An 18,286-nucleotide genomic window follows, 5' to 3' on the forward strand; every position below is an offset into this window, starting at 1 on the left:
ACGCCGAGCAGGTGCGCGGCCACGGCGGCGTCCAGCTCCTCGCTCCGGGAGGCGTGCAGAGCATCGCGCACGACGCTCCGCACCCAGGTGCTCGGAGCCAGCCCGAGCCGCTCCGCACGAGTGCGCAGCGCCCCGAGCGTGGCCTCATCGAAGCGCGTATCAAGCCGCCCGCCGCCCCCACGACGACGCTTCGCGCCGCCGTGACTCTGGCGCACAGCCTCCGCATCAGCCCGACCGGTTTTCACCTGGGAGTCGGCCTGCTGCTCCACCTGTACGCCAGAGTGGCAAGCAGTAGGCCTGTCGGACACATCGCTGACGCTCGTGTCCTCCAGCCCTGCTTGCGAGGGGGCTCCGCCCCCTTCGATCCCCTGGAAGAGCGGGTGCTGATCGGCGCTCATGCCGCACCTCCGATCAGCGCCAGCGGCACGTCCGGGCTGCGCACCGCGAGCCCGCTCAGCAGTTCGACAACCGCGCTCTCGGCGTCGTGCTCCGCGGAGGTCTCCGGACCGTAGGTGAGCTCGCGCGACGGAGCCACCTGCTGGTGGTACGAGTTGCCGTTGACGCCCGGCGTGTGCGCGGCCGCCGGAAGGCTGCACTGATGCCACTCGTAGGGCTCGATCTTCCCGATGTGCTGCACGAGGTAGCGGTTGATATCGTCGGCGCGGAACACCTTCACGACCGATGCCAGGCGACGGATGAACTGGTCCAGCGCCTCGTCCACGTTGCCCTTCTGGCGGGCGTAGAAGAAGAACTCGACCGGCTCGATGGTGGCCGTGATGACGATCAGTCGCGGAGCCACCTCGCCCTTGTTCTTGTAACGCGCCTTCGCCGGGGAGGCGTTGTACGGATCGAGCAGCAACAGCCAGTCGTTCGCATCCATCGCCGAAGCCCGCAGATCGTCGAGCAGCAGAACCTCCTCCCCGCGCCAGTCATCGAGCGGGTTGCCCGTCGCGGCCCGGTAGACCTGCCACCGCTCGCCGTTCGCGTTCGCCGCGTCAATCGCCGCCATGATGAAGTCCGTTGCGAACCGCGTCTTGCCGATCCCGGCATCCCCGTGGACGAACACCACATGCGTTGAGAAATCACCGGCGCGGAGCTTCGCTGCCGCCCGATACGCGCGGCGCTGACCATAGGCCGACAGTGCGTCGTCGATCTCCCGCTGATGCCGCGAGTAGATGTCGAACAGGCCATCGGTGAGCATGATCTGATCGCGCGTGATCTCGCCCTGGAGCACCCGCTCGCGCATGTCCTCGAAGTTCTCGGCGACGACCTTCTTCTTCACGTGGGCGCGGCCCTTGAGCCACGTCTCCCGGCGCAGGGCGTCGATGCCGAGGTAGTCCGGCCCGCGCACCGTGGCGACCTCCGAAGGGGCGTACTGGTGCTTGTCCGCGTACTTCACGTGCGTCAGGTACGACAGCATGTTGTCGAAGGCGTAGCGTCCGCGACCGGGCTTCTCGACGTACTGCGGCTCGACGCCGATGCCGAACGCGAGCCGATCCAGCGGCGCGCTCTTCGAACGACTGGCGAACTTGATCACCGCGTGCAGGTGATCCGGCTTCGGCTCGACCACGAGTGCCTTCTCCGTGTCGCTCCAGACCTCGCGCTCGTCCTTGTCGTGCACGATGCCGTAGGCCTCGACGACTTCGCAGCCGACCGCCTCGAGCCGCTGCACGATGTAGGTGAGGATCGGCCCGGCCCCCTGCTGGAGCAGCGCGGCCCCGTTCGCATCCTCGGCAGCCCAGGTCCAGTACGACGGATCGAGGTACTGCGTGAGTCCGATGCTCGTGGGGTTGTTCTCCTGCTTAGCCACGGCGACCACCGCCCGCGACATCGTAAGGAGCGTGCGGCGCCTTAAATGACCCCCTATTGACCCCCAAATGAGACCCCAAATGATCCCGCGAGGTCACGCGGCGGTGCGAGGGCGGAACCGGCTCCTGACCAGGCATGTTGGTGCATGGCGCGGCAATCGACAAGCCCTTGCCGCGCCCGTAGGAACGAATGAAGCTCCCGAAACTCTTGGAGTGCGGAACACGGCTTCCGGCGGTCATCACGACGACGGGCAGCCCGCCTCCGGCGGGTGCCGGGGCAGGCCCTCCGGGCGGGGTCAGGTCGGCGGACACGAGGGCGCTGGTGCAGTCGGTGGTGCTCATCGGGCACCGCCCTTGCGGTAGCGCTTGATGACGGCCTGATGCGTGACGCCGAGGGCATCGCCGATCCTCGCCCAGGTCACCCCATCGGCGCGGGCGTCGGCGACGGCGATCTCGACGGCTTCTTCCAGCACGGAGCGGAGCACGCCGAGGTCGTAGAGATGCGCTTCCGCGTCGGCGAGAGTGGGATCGCCCAGACGCCAGCGGAAGCCGTTCACGTGGTCGAAGGCAGCGGAGTTGGCGCTCATCAGCGACCACCACCCATCACGGCGGCGACGGCGGCGCGCTGGCGCGGGGTCAGCGGCGTGCTGGTCAGGCGCTCACCGGCACGACGACCGGCGGCGAGGGCAACGGCGATGACGGGATCGAGCCCATCAGCTTGCGAAACGGGGATCAGGTCCTGGTCGAGCCCAGGACGGTCCAGCGCGGAGGCGCGGGGAGCGTCGATAACGACAGACATCGGAAGTCCTCAAACATGAGTGTGCTTCCGGTTCCCCGCCACGGTAGTTGGGCTGTTTGACCGGCTACTCATCCGGGAGTAGAACCCGCGCTTCTAAGTCGCGGCCCCGGTGGGATCTTCTTGTCTGCAACCATTCTCCCATGACTCGACTCACCAGTCCACTGACGAGTCGACTCGCGTGTCAGTCGCGACGCGGCTCTATTCGAATGAGGTCGGGGTCGAACTTCACGTGACCCGGCGCGATGGGTTCGATGGTCACCGTTACCAGCTCGTCCACGAGCATCCGGCGGCGGTCCATGTCCAAGGCCTTCCACTTCGACTCGACGACCTCCCGGCGCTCCATGGTGCCGAGCGACTCGTCCACGTCCCCCAGCAGCTTCGCCGCCACCGACACCGAGCGGTCGAGTATCTCCGCGTCGATCTGGTCGATGCGGGCCTTTCCGCCCCTGATCGCCTCCGTGATCTCCAGGACGGGCTGGCGCACGTCCAGCAGCAGCGGGCTCAGCTCCTTGACGCGCTCGACCAGAGCGTTCCGCTCGGTCAGCAGCGCCTCGCGGTCCGGCCCGTCGTCCTCCTGCGGCATCACGAGGTCGTGCACGTCCACCGACGACAGGCGGGTGAGCACCGCCTCGGTGACCATCGCATCGACGGGCTCGCGCTGGCGGGTGAGGTGGAACTGCTCGCCGCAGCGGTACGTCGGCTGCTTGCGGCTGTTGGTCCCCGAGACGAGCGTCGCGCCGCACTTCCCGCACAGGCCAATCGTGGACAGGAGGTACTTCGGCTGGTTGCCCTGCCTCGCCGACCTCCGCACGTTGTCCTCCAGCTTTGCCACCGCGGCCCGCCACGTCTGCTCGCCAACGATGGGCGGGAACGCGTCGCCCTGCACCGGGTACAGCTCGCCCGAGGCGTAGTGCTTGATGTAGCCAGCGTAGAGCGGGTTCGCCAGCAGGTACCGCACGGCATCGACGGAGAACGCCGACCCGCGCGCGGTCAGATGACCGGCGCTGTTCAGGTCCTCGCGGATGCGACGGATCGACAGCGACGGCTCGCCGAGGAACGCATCGAAGGCCCGCCGTACGGCGTCGGCCTCCGCCTCGATCAGCTCACCCTCCCTCGTCCAGCCGAACGCCTTCCAGGAGGACGCCGGGATGCCCTCGGCGCGGCGGCGCTCGTTCGACCTGATCTGACGCTCCGCCTTGCGGCGCGCCTCGAACCGCGCGAGAGCGGCGAGCATCGTCGCCCGGAACTCGCCGTCCGCCGTCGAGAGGTCGATCTCGCCGTCCACGGTGACGACGCGCAGGCCGAGGTCGATCAGCGTGTTCAGGTCCTTCGTGCTGCGCAGGAGGCGGTCCATGTCCACGGCGACGACCATCGAGAACCTGCCCGCGCGGGCGTCGTCCAGCATCTCGGCCCACCGGGTGCCAGCGCGGCGCTTCTTCGTCGCCGACACAGCGTTGTCGTCGTAGACCTCGACGACCTCCCAGTCCTTGGCCTCGGCGAGAGCCCTGATCTTCCGCAACTGGGTCTCGACCGTCCACCGGTCGCCCTTGCGATCCATCGAGGCGCGGACGTACGCGGCGACCTCGTTCGTCTTCCTCAGCGATACCAGTTCAACCATGCAACCAAGCTTACGTGAACGAGTGTTGCAACCGCGATATAAGCTAGCGCATGTCGATCACCCCGGTGCCGATCTCGATGCGAGAAGTCTTCGCGCCAATCGCGGATAGCAGCGGGAATGGCGACGCTAGTTGTTGTGCGAAGTGATGCACCCGAAAGTACGCGCCGTCGGCGCCCAGTTCTTCTGCGGCGACCGCCAGATCGATCGATTGCAAGAGCGCATCCGACGCTGAATTCACTTGGGAGCCAGGCGCATCAGACCAATGACCAAAGGATAGAAAGCCAATCTTCTTCATAGTCAGTCCAGCCCCCTTCGCTCCTGAAGTATTCCGCCGGTCACGAGTGCCTGCCCAAATGCTTGAGCATTTCATCGGCGACGACCGCCGGCTTCTCGGCATGCAAGAAGTGCCCGCATCCGGGCAAAAGCACGGCGTCGATCTGCGGATGCAGCTGATTCATTGCCGTATGGAACGCCGCGCTCATGCACCCGTCGTTCTCGCCCGCGAGTGACAAAGTCGGCACCTGCACCGGATAGTCGGCTTGCGCTAGGCGCATGAACTCACGCGTATAGGCACGGTTCGGGGTAAAGATCGATCGGTAGTAACGGGTCGTAGCCCAGCCACGTTCTTTGTCGACGAAAACTTCCCGCGTGGGCGCGAAGTCCGCGTCAGTGAAATCCCAAGTCGGCGACCATCGTCGCCATAGCCACCGCACAAACGCCGCATCGTTGCGGGCGAGGAGTCGCGGAGACAGGCCCGACTGCATCACCAACATGTACGACGACATCACCAGTTGACGCGGCACTGCCCGCAGGATGGCAGCGCTCATCGCTCGCCCACCCATCGGCGGCACGGCGAGCAAACTGACCGATCGCCAACGCTCGGGCGACTTCTTGACCGCGATAGTCGCCGCGACCGAACCCCAGTCGTGCCCGATCAAGTGCACCGGTTCTCCACCAGCCCACTCCTGCCAGGCGATGAGATCGCTGGCCACGGTCGGAATGTCGTAGCGAGCGTTGGGATTCACAGACTCAGCGGTGTAGCCCCGGAGCCACGGAACCACCACGCGATAGCCGCCAGCGACAAGCCTCGGCACGACGGCGTCCCAACTGTGCGGGGTGTCGGGAAAGCCGTGCACGAGCAGCGCGACCGGTGCTGCGGAGTCGCCGTAGACCCCTGCCCGCAAGATCAGGCCATCGCGTTCGAGGACCGCTTCGCTAACCGGACTGCCGTTGTTTTTCGCGGGACTACTCATCAAGGGCTCTCCACTCTCGGAATCTCACGGGCCTCACCCCACCCTAGGCAGTCGACGAAGGGGCGGACTGAAGTTCGCGGCCAGGCATCGCAGCTTTCCAATTTGCCAGCGCGGGATAATCGATACATGACCGATCCTGCTGCACCGTCGCATCCTGAATTCCGGACCGCCGTGGAGGTCGCCGACTTCCGCCGAAACATCGACGCCGTCCAGGCCAAGATTGATGCTGCGGCGCGTAAGGCTGGACGTGACCCGGCAGAGGTACGACTGCTGCCCGTCAGCAAGACGGTCCCGGAAGAACGGATCGTCAACGCCATTGCTGCGGGGTGTCATCAGTTGGGTGAGAACAAGGTTCAAGAAGCCAAGCGTAAGCACGGCAACCTCGCCGACCTCGACGTGTCGTGGTCGGTGATCGGCCACCTGCAGACCAACAAGGCCAAGGATGTCGCTGCTTTTGCCGACGAGTTCCAGGCCCTCGATAGTCTCCGCGTGGCCGAGGCGCTCGACCGTCGACTGCAGGCCGCCGGCCGCAGCATCGACGTCTACGTGCAGGTCAACACGTCTGATGAGGACAGCAAGTACGGTCTTGAGCCCAGCGAAGTGCGTGCACTGCTGGCCCAGCTGCCGAACTATTCATCGCTTCGCGTGCGCGGCCTCATGACATTGGCGCTCTTCTCCGACGACGTCGACCGCGTCCGCCCCTGCTTCCAACAACTCCGTACGCTGCGCGACCAGATCCGCGATGAGACTCCCGACCTGATTGGTGACGGCGGCCTGTCGATGGGCATGTCTGGCGACTACGAACTCGCCATCGAAGAGGGCTCCACCTGTGTCCGCGTGGGACAGGCCATCTTTGGTGCGCGAGCGACGCCGGACAGCATGTACTGGCCGGGTTAGAGCCAGATTGCGGACTTGGTGCGCACCTTCACAATGCTGGCGGTCGTGGCCACGCAAACCGCAGAACTGTGTGACCGCAGGTGGACGTCGATCGGATCACGCGGACCAATACGGTCCGAAACCGCGAGAAACTCACCCGCACCGCCCGTTGAGCGACGGCGTTAGATCACCCGCTCCAACCGTCCCGCACTCTCCCCCAATTCCAGCACTTCGTTGAACCCGTCGACGATGCAGTCGGCAAACAACTCGGATTCGGTGATGGCGGCGGCGTCGAAGTTGAGACCGAGGCAGGCCGTTTCGTTGTGGGTGATCATTGTCGCCATTACCGCGCAGCCCGGCAGCGGACCGAACGGGTACATGCGTTCCACCTTGGCACCGGCAACAAAGGTTTCCCACGGGATACCGGGCACGTTGCTGGCCTGCAGGTCGTTCTGCGAGGTAGTCGCGCTGAACTGGGTGAGAACCGGTCCCGGGATCCACGCAAGTACCGGGCCGATGGTGTTGAAAATGTCGACGGCCGGTTCTGATCGAGCCGCGCGAACCTGCTCGCGGATCGTCAGGACCCGCTCAAACGGATCGCGGATTCCCGTCGGACCTGACAGTCGTCCGACGGCGATCCGGTTGCCGCCCTCCGGGTCGTCGGGTTGGCGCACCGAAATGGGGATGGCGACCGGGATCGCTTCAACGGGTTGCCCCATCCGCTCGTGATACAGCCGGAACCCACCAATAAGCCCACCCAAGTAGACGTCGTTCACCGAAGCACCAGAGGCTTTACTGGCCGCGCGGATCGCGTCGAATGGCACTTCGAAGGCACTGAACCGCCACGAAACACTCCGCCCCGCCAGCAACGGCGACCCGGGCGGGCTGATCATTCCGGCAACCCGCGGAACCGAACGACCGTAGCGAAGTACCCTGCTCAACGCCTTCTTCGGATCGGTAAGCGCCTTGACGCCATCGAACGCCATGCCCGCGAGTCGAGGAATCCGCGCAATCTCTTCTTCTACCTGACGCGTCAGCACCCCCAGTGCCGACAGATCTTTCACCGGCGGGGCCGGTGGCTGCGGCTTACCCGGAATCGGATCCCGACTCTTGGAATGCAGCTGCGCCAGCACCAAAATGGCACCCATTCCATCGGTGAGCGCGTGGTGCGCCTTCAAGAAATACGCCGTTTTGCCATTGGCCAGACCATCAATGAGATAGCCCTCCCACGGCGGTCGTGCCGGATCGAGCGGAGTCATCGCGAGCTGCTCACACAGGGTAAACACCTCCCGCATCGAGCCGTCGCCAGCAACACGCACCCGGCGCACGTGATAGTGCAGGTCGAAGTCTGGATCCACCTGCCAGCTCGGTGTACCCGTACGCAACGGAGATTCGACGACCCGCTGCCGGAACCGCGGGGCCATCCGACTCCCCCAGTCGTGGGCCGCGATCAACCGGTTCCAATCGGGTTCGGTGTCGTACACCTCAAGCACACAGATCGTCGACCGCAGCCGCCGGTCGGAGTCACCGCGCCACATCACGGTGTCGACGGGACTCATTTCCAAGTCGCTGCCCCAGGCCAGCGGTTGATCCGCATCATTCTCATTCGTCACGAGCCGACTCCTGCCATTCAAAGATCCCCATCGTTCGCGTCATCTGACCGTCGGCGAAGGCAGTGACCGGCCAACTCTCCAGGGCCACAAGAAACTGCTGCCGCACTTGTTCGGCGTACTCTCCGGCACGTTCGGGCACCCACTCCGACGTGTCGATCGGGGGTAGGACCCGAACTTCGACGGTGCCCGGCTTCACCAATTGCGCACCGCGCCACATCAACTCGCCCACATTGCGGAGAACTACCGGAACGACGGGCACCCCGGCGGCCATCGCGATGTGGAAGGGCCCCTTCTTGAAAGTCCCAATCCGCGGCGTCGACGACCTCGTTCCCTCCGGTGCCACAACCAACGAATAGCCTTCCTCGTTGATCTTGCGGACAACGGGTCCAAGCTGTTCAATCGCGCGGTCGGAATTGCCGCGATCAATAAAGACCAGGCCGCCAGCATCGAGGATCTGACCCAACACCGGGAGCTGGCCGATTTCCTTCTTCGCCACCCCCGTCGCATGGTCGCGAATCAAATGAATAAGTACCGGGAGGTCAAGCTTGGATTGGTGATTGAAGACGAAAACGCACGGCCTTGCCGAGGTCAGGTACTCTTTCCCGTCAAGAACGGCCACGTCGATCCCGGCGAGCGATAGTCCCGCATCAACACCCGACGAGATCGCGTCCTGCATGGTCATCGTGTTGTCGTCACTCCACAGTGACCGCGCAAAGCCGGACGCTGCGCCACCCAAGAAGCTGCCGTACATGGCACTCGTGCGGACGATCATTCCGAGCTTGTTGTACGACGGATTGGTCATGTCGAGAATCGGCCAACCGCGCGACTCGGCGACAGCCCGCAGGCCGCGTTGCGGAGACACCGCCGCGGGGTTACCCACGGACTCCAAGTACGGGACGTCTTCATTGCCATCGCTATAGGCAAACGACCCCGCCAAGTCCATATCGTGCTCGGCCGCCAACCGTCGGACTGCGGCTGCCTTGCCCGGTCCCCACAGCGGACGCCCCAAGGTGCGGCCGGTAACGATCCCGTCAATCACTTCCACATCGGTCGCCAAGGCGTGATCGGCGTCGATCTCCTTCGCGATCGGCTCAATCTGAAAACGCGTGGCCGACGAGGCGATCACGATCCGGTGCCCACGAGCCCGATGGGCACGCAGGATCTGCCACATTTGGGGCCGCAATTTCGCAGCGGTGTCTTGCTTGAACAGTTGCTCGCCCATGGCCAGCAGTTCCACATAGGTCTTGCCTGCGAACGCTGGCCGGGTCGCTTCGAGCACCTCCGCATAGTCCTGCTCGGACTCGCACCCGCGCAGACCGATCATCAGCCCGTCCAGCAGCTCACCGGCCGTGAATTCCAGACTCTTTAGCCTGGCCCGAAGAATAGCCGTGGCCGAGAATCCCTCCAGCAACGTGCCGTCGTAGTCGAAAAACGCACCGATCTGTTTACCTTCGGGTGCCGATCTAATCTGCTGCAGTCGGTCGGTCAACGCGCCCATTACTTGCCGTCCCCCACTTGTGTGTCCATCTGATGGGCCGCAACCTGTTCGGCTTCAATAGCCGCCAGACGAATCAAGCGAGAACGCAGTTGCTGCACCTCGCCCAACCATCGCTGACGGTTCAGCGTCACCTGATCGGAAGAGTCCCCGTGAACCGCGCCGCGATTGTCGGCCAACTGGTAGGCAGCGTCGTAAAGCTCCCTCGATACCGAGTCCTTACTTTGGATCACGCCCTGCATCGACAGTTGTTTGCCCAAGCCAAGGCATTCGGTCAGCACGACGTCCTTATCCGGATTGTCGGACTCCGTGGAGACAAGGCACTGCGCGACAACGAGTTGAGCGTCGAAGAACGCTTGCAAAGTGCGGCGAGCCAGCAGCATCCCGGCACTCGAAAGAAGTGTCTGGTGAACCCATTCTTGGGTGTACTTCGTGGTACGCCAGTCGGGCGCAATCAGGTCTAACTCCCCACCCAAGCGATGAAGGAACTCAACCTTGGCGGGGAAAAAGAACTCAAACTTCAGCAGGTCACGGATGCGCAATGCTTCCTGTTGGGCCGGGCCCAGCAAGCCGTCGCCCTCCGAGGCAACCGCATCGGGGGCCGGAGCCCCTTGCACCACATCACCGTCGGAGATCGCCAGCATCCCAAGTTCAACGATCGCCCGATCCACGAAATGATGAATCGCCCCATTGCGGTAGTAGGCCGCGACCGCATGGTTGTCGGGGGCGATGGTCCACACCTGGTCCGGACCACCGTCGAAGGTCTCCAGCACGCCGGCATCGGTGAGTTCCCGCAAAGTTGTCAGCAAACCGGCACCGCGGCAAAGTGCCGGATCAGGTCCAGGGAGTTCCCGGGCCGCGATATACGTGAGCAGCGGCGCCAAAATAACTTCCACCTCGTGCGCCGTGTACGCGCGATCCTCAGCACCCAACAGCGCAAAACTCGCGAGCGAGGTGGCCGAAATCGGCGTCGCCGCATTGATCTCATCCATCACCTGGAAGGCGACTTTGTCGAGCCGCGAACGGCCGTCACCCGCTTTCGCCAGCGCCTCACGCAGCGAGAACGGCGCACCAAAGCGCACGCGCGCCTCTCCGCGGTATTCGCGCTGGCCCCGGGCGTATCCGAGCAGCCATTTCAGGTCCTCGGGCGTCTTGGTTCCGCTCGCCGACTCCCGCGCCATCGTCGTGATTTCGGGGAGTTGGTCGTACACGATAGACGTCGGTACCACCATCACATCGGCACCGTCGAGCGCCTCCACCGCATCGGCGACGTACGCCAGCAAACCCAGCATCGGCGGTCGCAGCTTTCCCGTGCGGCTGCGCCCGCCCTCGATATACCACTCGAGGTTGAATCGCTTGTCGACGATAAACGCCAAATACGCGCGCATCGCATACTTATAGACAGGATCGGAACCGAACTTCCGGCGAATAAAGATGGTGCCCGCACGTCGGGCAATTGGCCCCATCGGCCAGAAGGCCAGGTTCTCCCCGCCGAGCACCAAGTTGGGGGGAAAGTCGTGCTGATGCAACACGCTGGCCAGGATCAAGGAATCGACATACGACCGGTGTGACGGCAAAAAGACCAGGGAGCTGGACTTGTTGAGGGCCCGCAACTCGCCGAGGGTGTCGAGGTCGACGGATACCGACCATGCGCGCTCATACAGGCCACTGAAAGTGGAGGTAAAAATATCGCGCATCAACCGGCTCTGCGTGGCGACAAATGAACCCAGCTTGTCCGTCGCCTCCTGCAACACCGACGATGTGGTGCGGCCCAACTCCCCCGCCAATTGGGCGGCACCTGCTTGGAATCCGGCGGACGAGGTAATCTGCTCGGCCACCAAGCGCGGCACCTTGTATCGCGTACCCACCAACTCCAGTTCCGCGCGCTCAGCGGCAATGGACGCTTGCAACCCGACGAACGCCGACAACGTGGTGCCACTGGCCTGGCGCTCGCGATGCTGCACGCGAAGGTCGGCGACGGTAGCGGGTTCGCCTTCCACAACACGAACCCGGTCGGGCCCCAGCTTCCGAATCGCCGCCTGCCGAAACGCCGGTGGTCGACGGGGATTCGACAAAGCGATGACGTCGGCTAACGCGACCTTGCGCTCGCCGCGACGGACGGGTGGCAACCACACCACGCGCGCCGGAATCAGCAGCGTATCGGCATCAGTATCGTCGAAGTCGACCTCGTCGAGCGTGCGAATACTGACTCCGGGGTGGTGTTTAGCCGACCATTCGGAGAGAATCTCGTGCTCGATCGCGGTCCGCACATCGGCCAGGACAATCTCTCCCACCAATTCCACCCTCTAACGCGCTCGTCGTGCCTCACTGGTCCTCCGACCACCAGCACCAATTGTGGCCGACCCAGCACGCGCGGGTATCAGATTGGGGGTTATTGATCGGCCCGCGGTGCAGGCATCGGCGTACCCGAGTCCTGGCCTCGACCATTCGCCAACGTCTGCGCCACCGCAAAGGTGATCGCCAAGACCGCGATCACGGCCGCAATGACCGCCACCCACGTCGACTCGTCGGTGGTGAAATCGAGCATCCACGCGGTACCAACACCGGCCGCAATCGCCACGACGGCGCCGGGAATCAAAGCAATTGCTGTGGTCTGCAAGGTCTTTCGAACCTCGGCGACACCCGACAGGCGCAGCACCAGCCAAATCGCGGTGAGCGCCAACACATAGGCGAGAATCCCGCATGCGGCATAAATCGCGAGGACCCCGACCGTTCCCGGGTACCGGGATGACCCAAACGCGACTGCCACCGCAATTCCAACGCCAAGTCCCGAACCGGCGAGGCCTGCCAGCACCACCCGCGTTACCTTGTTGTTTAACGGTCCGGCCATCGTAAAGCCGAGGATGCGCAAGACCGCACCGGTCACAGCACCACCGAGCAGGCCGATCAGCGCAGTCTCGACCCAGGGGTTCATCCCCGACGCATCCGCCGAACCGGCGACGAAGCTCGCATTGACATACGACGTCCCCCAGTCCGATCGAGACGTCAGCGCCGAGGCCAACAGCGTTAGCCAACCTCCGAAAACCGCGAACCCCAAGATCTGCTTCATACCGTCTCCCCGCAGTCGCCCCACATTGCCGTCCAGCATAGGCAGCCGATTCCAGGACGCAGCACCCAAAACCGCGGCGGTGCCCACACCGCTGCAGTAGCGTCCGGCCAATGACCAGTCCCGTGCGCGTGTCCCGCCGCGTCACCGCAGGCTTTGCCGCAGGCAGCGTCGGTACCGGTGGATTCGGGGTGCTCCCCGGCCTGGTCCTCGCCTACTACCTCACCGACACCCTCGGCGTCGCCGCGCTGCTCGCGTCGTTCGTCGTCGTGATCCCAAAGCTGGTCGACGTCATCGTCAACCCCATAATCGGGGCCCGCAGCGACCGTCAATCTCGACGCAGCGGTAGTCGTACCGGATTGATGTGGATCGGCACCACAGCGCTGCTGCCCGCGTTTATCCTCATCTTCTCCGCCCCGGCCAACGCGTCGCCCTGGGTGGGAGCGGCGTGGGTGCTGGTCTTCTTCACCATTGCCGCTGTCGCCTACGCATGCTTCCAGGTCCCGTATATCGCCATTCCCACCGACTTGACAGCCGACTACCACGAACGGACCCGGCTGATCGGTACCCGGATCGCCGTACTGGCATTGACCATCCTGATCATCGGCGCCGGAGCCCCCGCGCTGCGCGACGCCTTCGGCGGTGGCCCCCTCGGCTACGCGGTTATGGCAACTGCCGCCGCCCTCATCATTGCGGCCGGCATGGCCGTCGCCACCCACATCGCGGGGACCGCCGCCCGTCATGCTCCCCTCGCCATCCACGACGACGAAGAACCTGGCAGTCACCGCGACGCCTTCGACGCCTTCCGTCAACAACGGCGGTACCGCATCCTGCTATCGGTGTATGTGATTCAAGCGCTGGCCACGGCCGTGATGCTGGCAGGCGCGCAATACGTGGCAACGTACGTCCTCGACAACAAGGGTGCGCTGACACCGCTGTTCATCGCGTTGGTGGCTCCGGCGCTAATCGTGACTCCCGTGTGGGTGCGGATCGGGAAAGCGGGCAAGACCCGCGGCCTCGTGCTCGCGTCGACCCTGTTTGGTGCCGCTGCGCTGGGGCTGTCGTTCGCGATGGTGACGCCGGGGGCCTGGATCTTCGGGGCCGTCGCCGTGGCAGGCATCGGCTATGCGGGCATGCAGACCTTCCCGCTCGCGATGCTTCCCGATCTGATTGATGAACGGAGTACCGCCCACGGCCGTGATCAAGGCGGCGCCATGTCGGGACTGTGGACGGCCGGCGAAACCCTCGGCCTGGCGTTGGGCCCGGGCTGCTACCTGCTAGTCCTCGCGGCCACGGGATTCGTTTCGTCATCCGGCGAGAGCGTTGCGCAGTCATCGCTGGCGACTGCCGGAATCGCCGGCGGCTTCTCACTGTTACCGGCAGCCTTGGTTGCCCTCAGCATCATCCTTCTCCGCGGTTACAACAAAGAGGTCCCTGCATGACGCCTTCCACCCCAAGTTCGCCAACGTCATTGCGCGGCAACGCTGCTGGCGTCCTCTCCACACTCGCCGACCTGCGCGCCACCGATTCACCGACACACGGCGGTGAAATCCTGTCGTACGTTTATGACTCCGGAATCGCCGAACTCGACGCCCTCGTCGCCAATGCAGCTGAACTCGTCCGGCCCGTCAACGGACTGGATCCGACGGTGTTTGGATCGGTCGCCGCTTTGGAACGCGACCTCATCGCGTTCACCCGGACGGTCTTCGGCGACCCCACCGCCGTCGGCTCCGTCACCTCTGGCGGCACTGAGAGTTGCATTCTGGCGGTCAAAGCGGCACGCGATCACGCCGGGGTGCATCCCGGGACCGGCAGCATCGTTCTCCCGTCGACAGCGCACGCCGCCTTCGATAAGGCGGCCCGACTTCTCGGGGCCACCCCAATTCGTGTCCCGGTGGACCCGTCGAAATCTCAGGTCACGGCCGCCGCGATGGCTGCCGCGCTGCGCGACGACACGTTCCTCATTGTGGCGTCGGCCCCCGATTACCCGACCGGCGGCCTCGACCCGATCGGCGAACTGGGGGCGCTCGCACTCATGCACGACCTTCCGCTGCATGTCGATGCATGCCTCGGCGGATTTGTCCTCCCGTGGTGGCCAGAACCGTTACCGGAGTGGGATCTTCGCGTCCCGGGCGTCACCAGTCTCTCCGCCGACTTCCACAAGTACGGGTACGCACCGAAAGGCGCGTCGATCATCCTGCACACCGATCGCGATCGACACCGTGCAGGCTACTTCGCCACCACCGATTGGCCCGGCTATCCGATCGTGAATCCCACGCTCCTTGGATCCCGGACCGCCTCCGGCCTCGCCGCGGCATGGGCCATCACCCAATACCTGGGTCATGAGGGCTTCCGCGACCTCGTCGCCGATATCTATCGTGCGACCGGCCCCCTGCGCGCCGTCGTCGAAGAAATCGACGGATTGCGCCTGGTCGGCAGTCCTATCGGTCCGGTGTTTGCCGTCGCGGCCGACCTGGAATCAGCATCGCCCGTCGACCCGCACCGATGGGCCGGGGCCGTCGCAGAGGCGGGTTTCACGTTGCAGGCTCAGCCGCGATTTACCCAAACCGATGGCACCGACCTGCCCTCCAGCACTCACCTCACCGTGACCCCGGTGACCGCGGCGGTCGTAGATCGGCTGGTCGAGACTATGCGGACGGCAGCCGATGCGGTGCGCGGAATGCCGGCGGCTGATCCACCCGCGGCCCTCGCCGACCTCGCCGGAGCTCTCAACGATGGCGTGCTCAGCGTCGATGACGCCCTAGCGATCGGTTCGGAAGCAACCGAGCAGGTACTGATCGGCGCGGGGATTGATCCCCGTGTCGCGCCCGGCGACGCCTCCGATTCGTTGGATATGGCGGCGGTTGTCGCCGCGATCGAGACCTTGCCGCGGCCGGTAACTGCAAAGATGCTCACCGAGTTCCTCGCCGCGTTCACCAACCCCGGCTAGCGCCGTCGCGCTTTTCTGTCGCGATTCAACCAAACCATCACCGAGCAAGGCATTCGGTGACGGTTTGGCAGACGCACGGACCTCAAATGTGGCAGAAAAGGAGGAGGCGGCGACTCGTGGTTAGAGCGAACGCGAAATGACTTCCTTCATGATTTCGTTTGTGCCGCCGTAAATCAGCTGGACGCGGTTGTCGGCCCACAGGCGAGCGATCGGGTATTCGTTCATGTAGCCGTAGCCGCCGAAAAGTTGCAGACAGGTGTCGGCCACTTGCATCGCCCGGTCGGTGGTCCACCATTTGGCCATGGCGACGGTGGGGATATCGAGTTCGCCGCGCAGGTGCTTCTCAATGCAGTCGTCAAGGAAGACCCGCGCAATATGCGTCTCAGTTGCTACCTCGGCGAGCTTGAACTTGGTGTTCTGGAAGCCGAACACCGGCTTACCGAACGCGGTGCGTTCCTTCGTGTACGCCAGGGTCTTCTCCAAGGCCACTTCCATGCCTGCTACTGCGGCAACAGCAATGATCAGTCGCTCCTGCGGAAGCTGGGTCATCAACTGGATGAAGCCGAGACCCTCTTGGTCACCCAACAGATTCGACTGCGGAACGCGGACACCGGTGAAGTTCAGTTCGGCCGTGTCCTGACCGCGCATACCGACCTTGTCGAGGATTCGGCCCCGACTAAACCCTTCGCGCTCTGTCTCCACAAGGATCAGCGAGATTCCCTTGGCGCCTGCGGTGCTGTCCGTCTTCGCGACGACGATCACCAGGTCCGCTTGACCACCGTTGGTGATGAAGGTCTTTGAACCGTCGATGAGGTAGTCGTCGCCCTCCTTGACAGCCTTGGTCTTCACGTTCTGGAGGTCGCTGCCGGTGCCCGGTTCCGTCATCGCGATAGCGCCAACAACTTCACCCGATGCCAGCTTCGGCAACCAGTGCTTCTTCTGTTCCTCGGATCCGTAGGCGAGGATGTAGTGCGCGATGATCCCGTTGTGCAGACTCGAACCCCACGAGGAATCGACGACGCGTGCCTGCTCCTCAATCAGAACCGCCTCGTGGGCGAACGTGCCGCCGCCACCGCCGTACTCCTCCGGGATCGACATGCACAGCAGGCCAACCTCGCCAGCCTTGTTCCAGAGTTCACGGTCGACGTGATGCTGCTCGATGAAACGCTCGGTATTGGGCGCGATTTCCTTCTCGCAGAATGCGCGGGCCATTTCGCGCAGTGCAGTCAGGTCTTCTGTCTCCCACGAAGGACGTGCCATGAGTCGGTTACCTATCTTGCTAGCGTCTCGCCACCGGGTGGCTATACAGACGTATTGGATTCGATTTCGTCCGCTAGCTTAACAGTGCCCGTTGGCACCTTCGACGGAGCGCCAACCCAGTGCCCTCCGGACCGGCCACACAAGACGAAAGGCGCCCGGAACCATGAGGTTCCAGGCGTCTTTCTTAAGCTCTTCAGTGCAGGTCAGGCATTACCCTTCGACCATGTCGACCACGGAATATTCCAGTCTCCGAGGCCATCGGTGCCAGAAAGTTCTGGGCCGACAGTGTTCGTGACCGTGACAGGATCGCCTCGCAGCGTATTGCGAACCACCCAGAGAGCGTCGTCGGGGCTCAAGTTAAGGCAGCCGTGGCTGGTGTTCGTGCTGCCCTGCGCCCACACCGACCACGGTGCCGAGTGCAGGTAGATGCCGCTGTACGACATTTGCGTTGCGTAGTCGACGGGGGTGCGGTAGCCGTCGGCCGAATTGATCGGCACACCGTACGTCGAGGAATCCATGATGATGTGGTCAAGGCGGTCACCGATGATGTAGACACCGTTATCGGTGGGTGCGGCATCCTTGCCCATCGAGGTCGGCATACTGCGGATGACCTTGCCGTCACGCTTGACGACAACCATCTTGGTGTTGTCGTCGGCGAAGAGTTCCAACTGGCGTCCCACGGTGAACGACGACGAGACATTCTCGTCACCGAACAGGCCGTCGCCGAGGTCAATGCCGAAGGTATTGACCTTCACGCTGACCTTGGTTCCCGGCTTCCAGTAGTTCTCGGGGCGCCAGCGAACTTCAGTGTCGCTGATCCAGTAGAAGGCACCCTTGACACTCGGGTTCGCGGTGATCTTGATGGCGTTCTGTGCCGCCTTGCGGTCCGGGATCGACTCGTCAAAGCGAACGCCGACCGTCTGCGCAACGCCGACCGTCTCACCCGCGGGCGGGCTGATGTAAGCGTGCGTGACGTTGTTCGGCTCGCGAGTCACGAAGCTGCTCTTGGTGACGGTCTTGCCGCCGACGCCAATCGCGTCAGCAGTGACCGTGTACTTCTTGCCGTATCCAAAAGGCTGCGTGCTGGTCCACTTGGTGCCGTCTTCGCTGAACTCACCCTTGATCGGCGAGCCATCAGCGGTCGGAATGGTGACCGCACTAATGGTGCCTTCGGTGGCGGTCACAACGATCGGCTCACCCGGCTGCACACCAACCGCACCCTTGGTCAGCGGCTTGCCCGCTTCGTCGGTGACCGCAATAGCCGGCTTGATCATGTCGCTGAACTCGCCGCTAGCGTTGACCTCGGTGGCATAACTGCTGCACGACGACAGCATCAGAACTGCTACCAAGAACGAGAAAAGGGCCGCGACCTTAGCTCCCAGCCGACGGTCACGATTCCGACGAAAACGCATTGTGCTCCCAGCGAATAACTCGGGGTCCGCGAAAACGGCCCCTGCTCCGGATGCCCACTATACGAGAGGTATGGGGCTTGCTCCACATCCACCCATGCCGAGGACTGCATACTTCATTCAACCGTCTGACGCGGC

16 protein-coding genes and 1 pseudogene are annotated in these 18,286 nt (G+C 63.9%); 3 read left to right on the plus strand and 14 right to left on the minus strand.

What is annotated here, in order from left to right; all coding sequences use genetic code 11:
* The 8 genes and pseudogenes from WBA38_RS18220 to WBA38_RS18255 form a co-directional block, all read right to left on the minus strand.
* Positions 1-398, minus strand: a 398-nt coding sequence (locus WBA38_RS18220) for a hypothetical protein (protein WP_424323262.1), incomplete at its 3' end; no start/stop codon positions are given.
* Positions 395-1,819 carry a Rep family protein gene (locus WBA38_RS18225; RefSeq protein WP_077350339.1) on the minus strand — a complete coding sequence of 475 codons (1,425 nt, stop codon included), beginning with the start codon at positions 1,817-1,819 and terminating at the stop codon, positions 395-397. The genes WBA38_RS18220 and WBA38_RS18225, both read right to left, overlap by 4 nt.
* Positions 1,803-2,150, minus strand: a complete 348-nt coding sequence (locus WBA38_RS18230) for a hypothetical protein (protein ID WP_424323263.1) — start codon at positions 2,148-2,150, stop codon at positions 1,803-1,805. The genes WBA38_RS18225 and WBA38_RS18230 overlap by 17 nt, the downstream gene beginning before the upstream one ends.
* The gene (locus WBA38_RS18235; protein WP_077350343.1) at positions 2,147-2,395 is read right to left on the minus strand and encodes a hypothetical protein; all 249 of its coding nucleotides are present in this window, start codon (positions 2,393-2,395) and stop codon (positions 2,147-2,149) included. Before WBA38_RS18235 ends, WBA38_RS18230 begins: the two co-directional genes overlap by 4 nt.
* Positions 2,395-2,607 carry a hypothetical protein gene (locus WBA38_RS18240; RefSeq protein WP_077350345.1) on the minus strand — a complete coding sequence of 71 codons (213 nt, stop codon included), beginning with the start codon at positions 2,605-2,607 and terminating at the stop codon, positions 2,395-2,397. Before WBA38_RS18240 ends, WBA38_RS18235 begins: the two co-directional genes overlap by 1 nt.
* A gap of 181 nt (positions 2,608-2,788) precedes the next feature.
* A complete protein-coding gene (locus WBA38_RS18245; RefSeq protein WP_138572852.1) occupies positions 2,789-4,225 on the minus strand; it encodes a recombinase family protein in 1,437 nt (478 codons plus the stop codon).
* Between the two features lie 46 nt (positions 4,226-4,271).
* Positions 4,272-4,520, minus strand: a pseudogene (locus tag WBA38_RS18250) (LLM class flavin-dependent oxidoreductase); the annotation flags it as partial.
* Between the two features lie 40 nt (positions 4,521-4,560).
* Positions 4,561-5,478 carry an alpha/beta fold hydrolase gene (locus tag WBA38_RS18255; RefSeq protein WP_424293806.1) on the minus strand — a complete coding sequence of 306 codons (918 nt, stop codon included), beginning with the start codon at positions 5,476-5,478 and terminating at the stop codon, positions 4,561-4,563.
* A gap of 126 nt (positions 5,479-5,604) precedes the next feature.
* Here WBA38_RS18255 and WBA38_RS18260 point away from each other — a divergent pair, with 126 nt between their 5' ends.
* Entirely contained in the window at positions 5,605-6,375 is a 771-nt protein-coding gene (locus WBA38_RS18260; RefSeq protein ID WP_424323264.1) for a YggS family pyridoxal phosphate-dependent enzyme, read from the plus strand.
* A 161-nt stretch (positions 6,376-6,536) separates the two neighbouring features.
* Here WBA38_RS18260 and WBA38_RS18265 read toward each other — a convergent pair whose 3' ends face one another.
* The 4 genes from WBA38_RS18265 to WBA38_RS18280 all read right to left on the minus strand — a co-directional run bounded on the left by WBA38_RS18265 (position 6,537) and on the right by WBA38_RS18280 (position 12,532).
* On the minus strand, positions 6,537-7,913 hold the full coding sequence (locus WBA38_RS18265; protein WP_424323271.1) for a wax ester/triacylglycerol synthase domain-containing protein: 1,377 nt from the start codon (positions 7,911-7,913) through the stop codon (positions 6,537-6,539).
* A 43-nt stretch (positions 7,914-7,956) separates the two neighbouring features.
* Positions 7,957-9,465: an HAD-IB family hydrolase gene (locus WBA38_RS18270; protein WP_424293745.1), complete on the minus strand. Its 1,509-nt coding sequence runs from the start codon at positions 9,463-9,465 to the stop codon at positions 7,957-7,959.
* Positions 9,465-11,756, minus strand: coding sequence for a glycerol-3-phosphate 1-O-acyltransferase (locus WBA38_RS18275; protein WP_424323265.1), 2,292 nt, complete (start codon positions 11,754-11,756; stop codon positions 9,465-9,467). The genes WBA38_RS18270 and WBA38_RS18275 overlap by 1 nt, the downstream gene beginning before the upstream one ends.
* Before the next feature lie 98 nt (positions 11,757-11,854).
* Entirely contained in the window at positions 11,855-12,532 is a 678-nt protein-coding gene (locus WBA38_RS18280) for a hypothetical protein (protein ID WP_424293743.1), read from the minus strand.
* A gap of 110 nt (positions 12,533-12,642) precedes the next feature.
* Between WBA38_RS18280 and WBA38_RS18285 the strand changes: the two genes are divergently transcribed.
* Positions 12,643-13,971: an MFS transporter gene (locus WBA38_RS18285; protein ID WP_424323266.1), complete on the plus strand. Its 1,329-nt coding sequence runs from the start codon at positions 12,643-12,645 to the stop codon at positions 13,969-13,971.
* The gene (locus WBA38_RS18290) at positions 13,968-15,479 is read left to right on the plus strand and encodes a pyridoxal phosphate-dependent decarboxylase family protein (RefSeq protein ID WP_424293741.1); all 1,512 of its coding nucleotides are present in this window, start codon (positions 13,968-13,970) and stop codon (positions 15,477-15,479) included. Before WBA38_RS18285 ends, WBA38_RS18290 begins: the two co-directional genes overlap by 4 nt.
* Before the next feature lie 120 nt (positions 15,480-15,599).
* Here the strand turns inward: WBA38_RS18290 and WBA38_RS18295 are convergent, their stop codons facing one another.
* A complete protein-coding gene (locus tag WBA38_RS18295) occupies positions 15,600-16,739 on the minus strand; it encodes an acyl-CoA dehydrogenase family protein (RefSeq protein WP_424293740.1) in 1,140 nt (379 codons plus the stop codon).
* 203 nt (positions 16,740-16,942) lie between these two features.
* Entirely contained in the window at positions 16,943-18,151 is a 1,209-nt protein-coding gene (locus tag WBA38_RS18300; protein ID WP_424293739.1) for a L,D-transpeptidase, read from the minus strand.
* Between the last annotated feature and the right edge of the window lie 135 nt (positions 18,152-18,286).

Origin of the sequence: Gordonia sp. (in: high G+C Gram-positive bacteria) (assembly GCF_049647785.1) — a bacterium.
In the GTDB taxonomy this organism is placed as follows: Bacteria; Actinomycetota; Actinomycetes; order Mycobacteriales; family Mycobacteriaceae; genus Gordonia.

Bases quoted from the DNA above. Each gene is read 5' to 3' on its own strand.
- WBA38_RS18230 (WP_424323263.1), bottom strand. From the start codon at position 2,150: ATGAGCACCACCGACTGCACCAGCGCCCTCGTGTCCGCCGACCTGACC.
- WBA38_RS18235 (WP_077350343.1), bottom strand. From the start codon at position 2,395: ATGAGCGCCAACTCCGCTGCCTTCGACCACGTGAACGGCTTCCGCTGG.
- WBA38_RS18240 (WP_077350345.1), bottom strand. From the start codon at position 2,607: ATGTCTGTCGTTATCGACGCTCCCCGCGCCTCCGCGCTGGACCGTCCT.
- WBA38_RS18245 (WP_138572852.1), bottom strand. From the start codon at position 4,225: ATGGTTGAACTGGTATCGCTGAGGAAGACGAACGAGGTCGCCGCGTAC.
- WBA38_RS18255 (WP_424293806.1), bottom strand. From the start codon at position 5,478: ATGAGTAGTCCCGCGAAAAACAACGGCAGTCCGGTTAGCGAAGCGGTC.
- WBA38_RS18260 (WP_424323264.1), top strand. From the start codon at position 5,605: ATGACCGATCCTGCTGCACCGTCGCATCCTGAATTCCGGACCGCCGTG.
- WBA38_RS18265 (WP_424323271.1), bottom strand. From the start codon at position 7,913: ATGAGTCCCGTCGACACCGTGATGTGGCGCGGTGACTCCGACCGGCGG.
- WBA38_RS18270 (WP_424293745.1), bottom strand. From the start codon at position 9,465: ATGGGCGCGTTGACCGACCGACTGCAGCAGATTAGATCGGCACCCGAA.
- WBA38_RS18280 (WP_424293743.1), bottom strand. From the start codon at position 12,532: ATGAAGCAGATCTTGGGGTTCGCGGTTTTCGGAGGTTGGCTAACGCTG.
- WBA38_RS18285 (WP_424323266.1), top strand. From the start codon at position 12,643: ATGACCAGTCCCGTGCGCGTGTCCCGCCGCGTCACCGCAGGCTTTGCC.
- WBA38_RS18290 (WP_424293741.1), top strand. From the start codon at position 13,968: ATGACGCCTTCCACCCCAAGTTCGCCAACGTCATTGCGCGGCAACGCT.
- WBA38_RS18295 (WP_424293740.1), bottom strand. From the start codon at position 16,739: ATGGCACGTCCTTCGTGGGAGACAGAAGACCTGACTGCACTGCGCGAA.
- WBA38_RS18300 (WP_424293739.1), bottom strand. From the start codon at position 18,151: ATGCGTTTTCGTCGGAATCGTGACCGTCGGCTGGGAGCTAAGGTCGCG.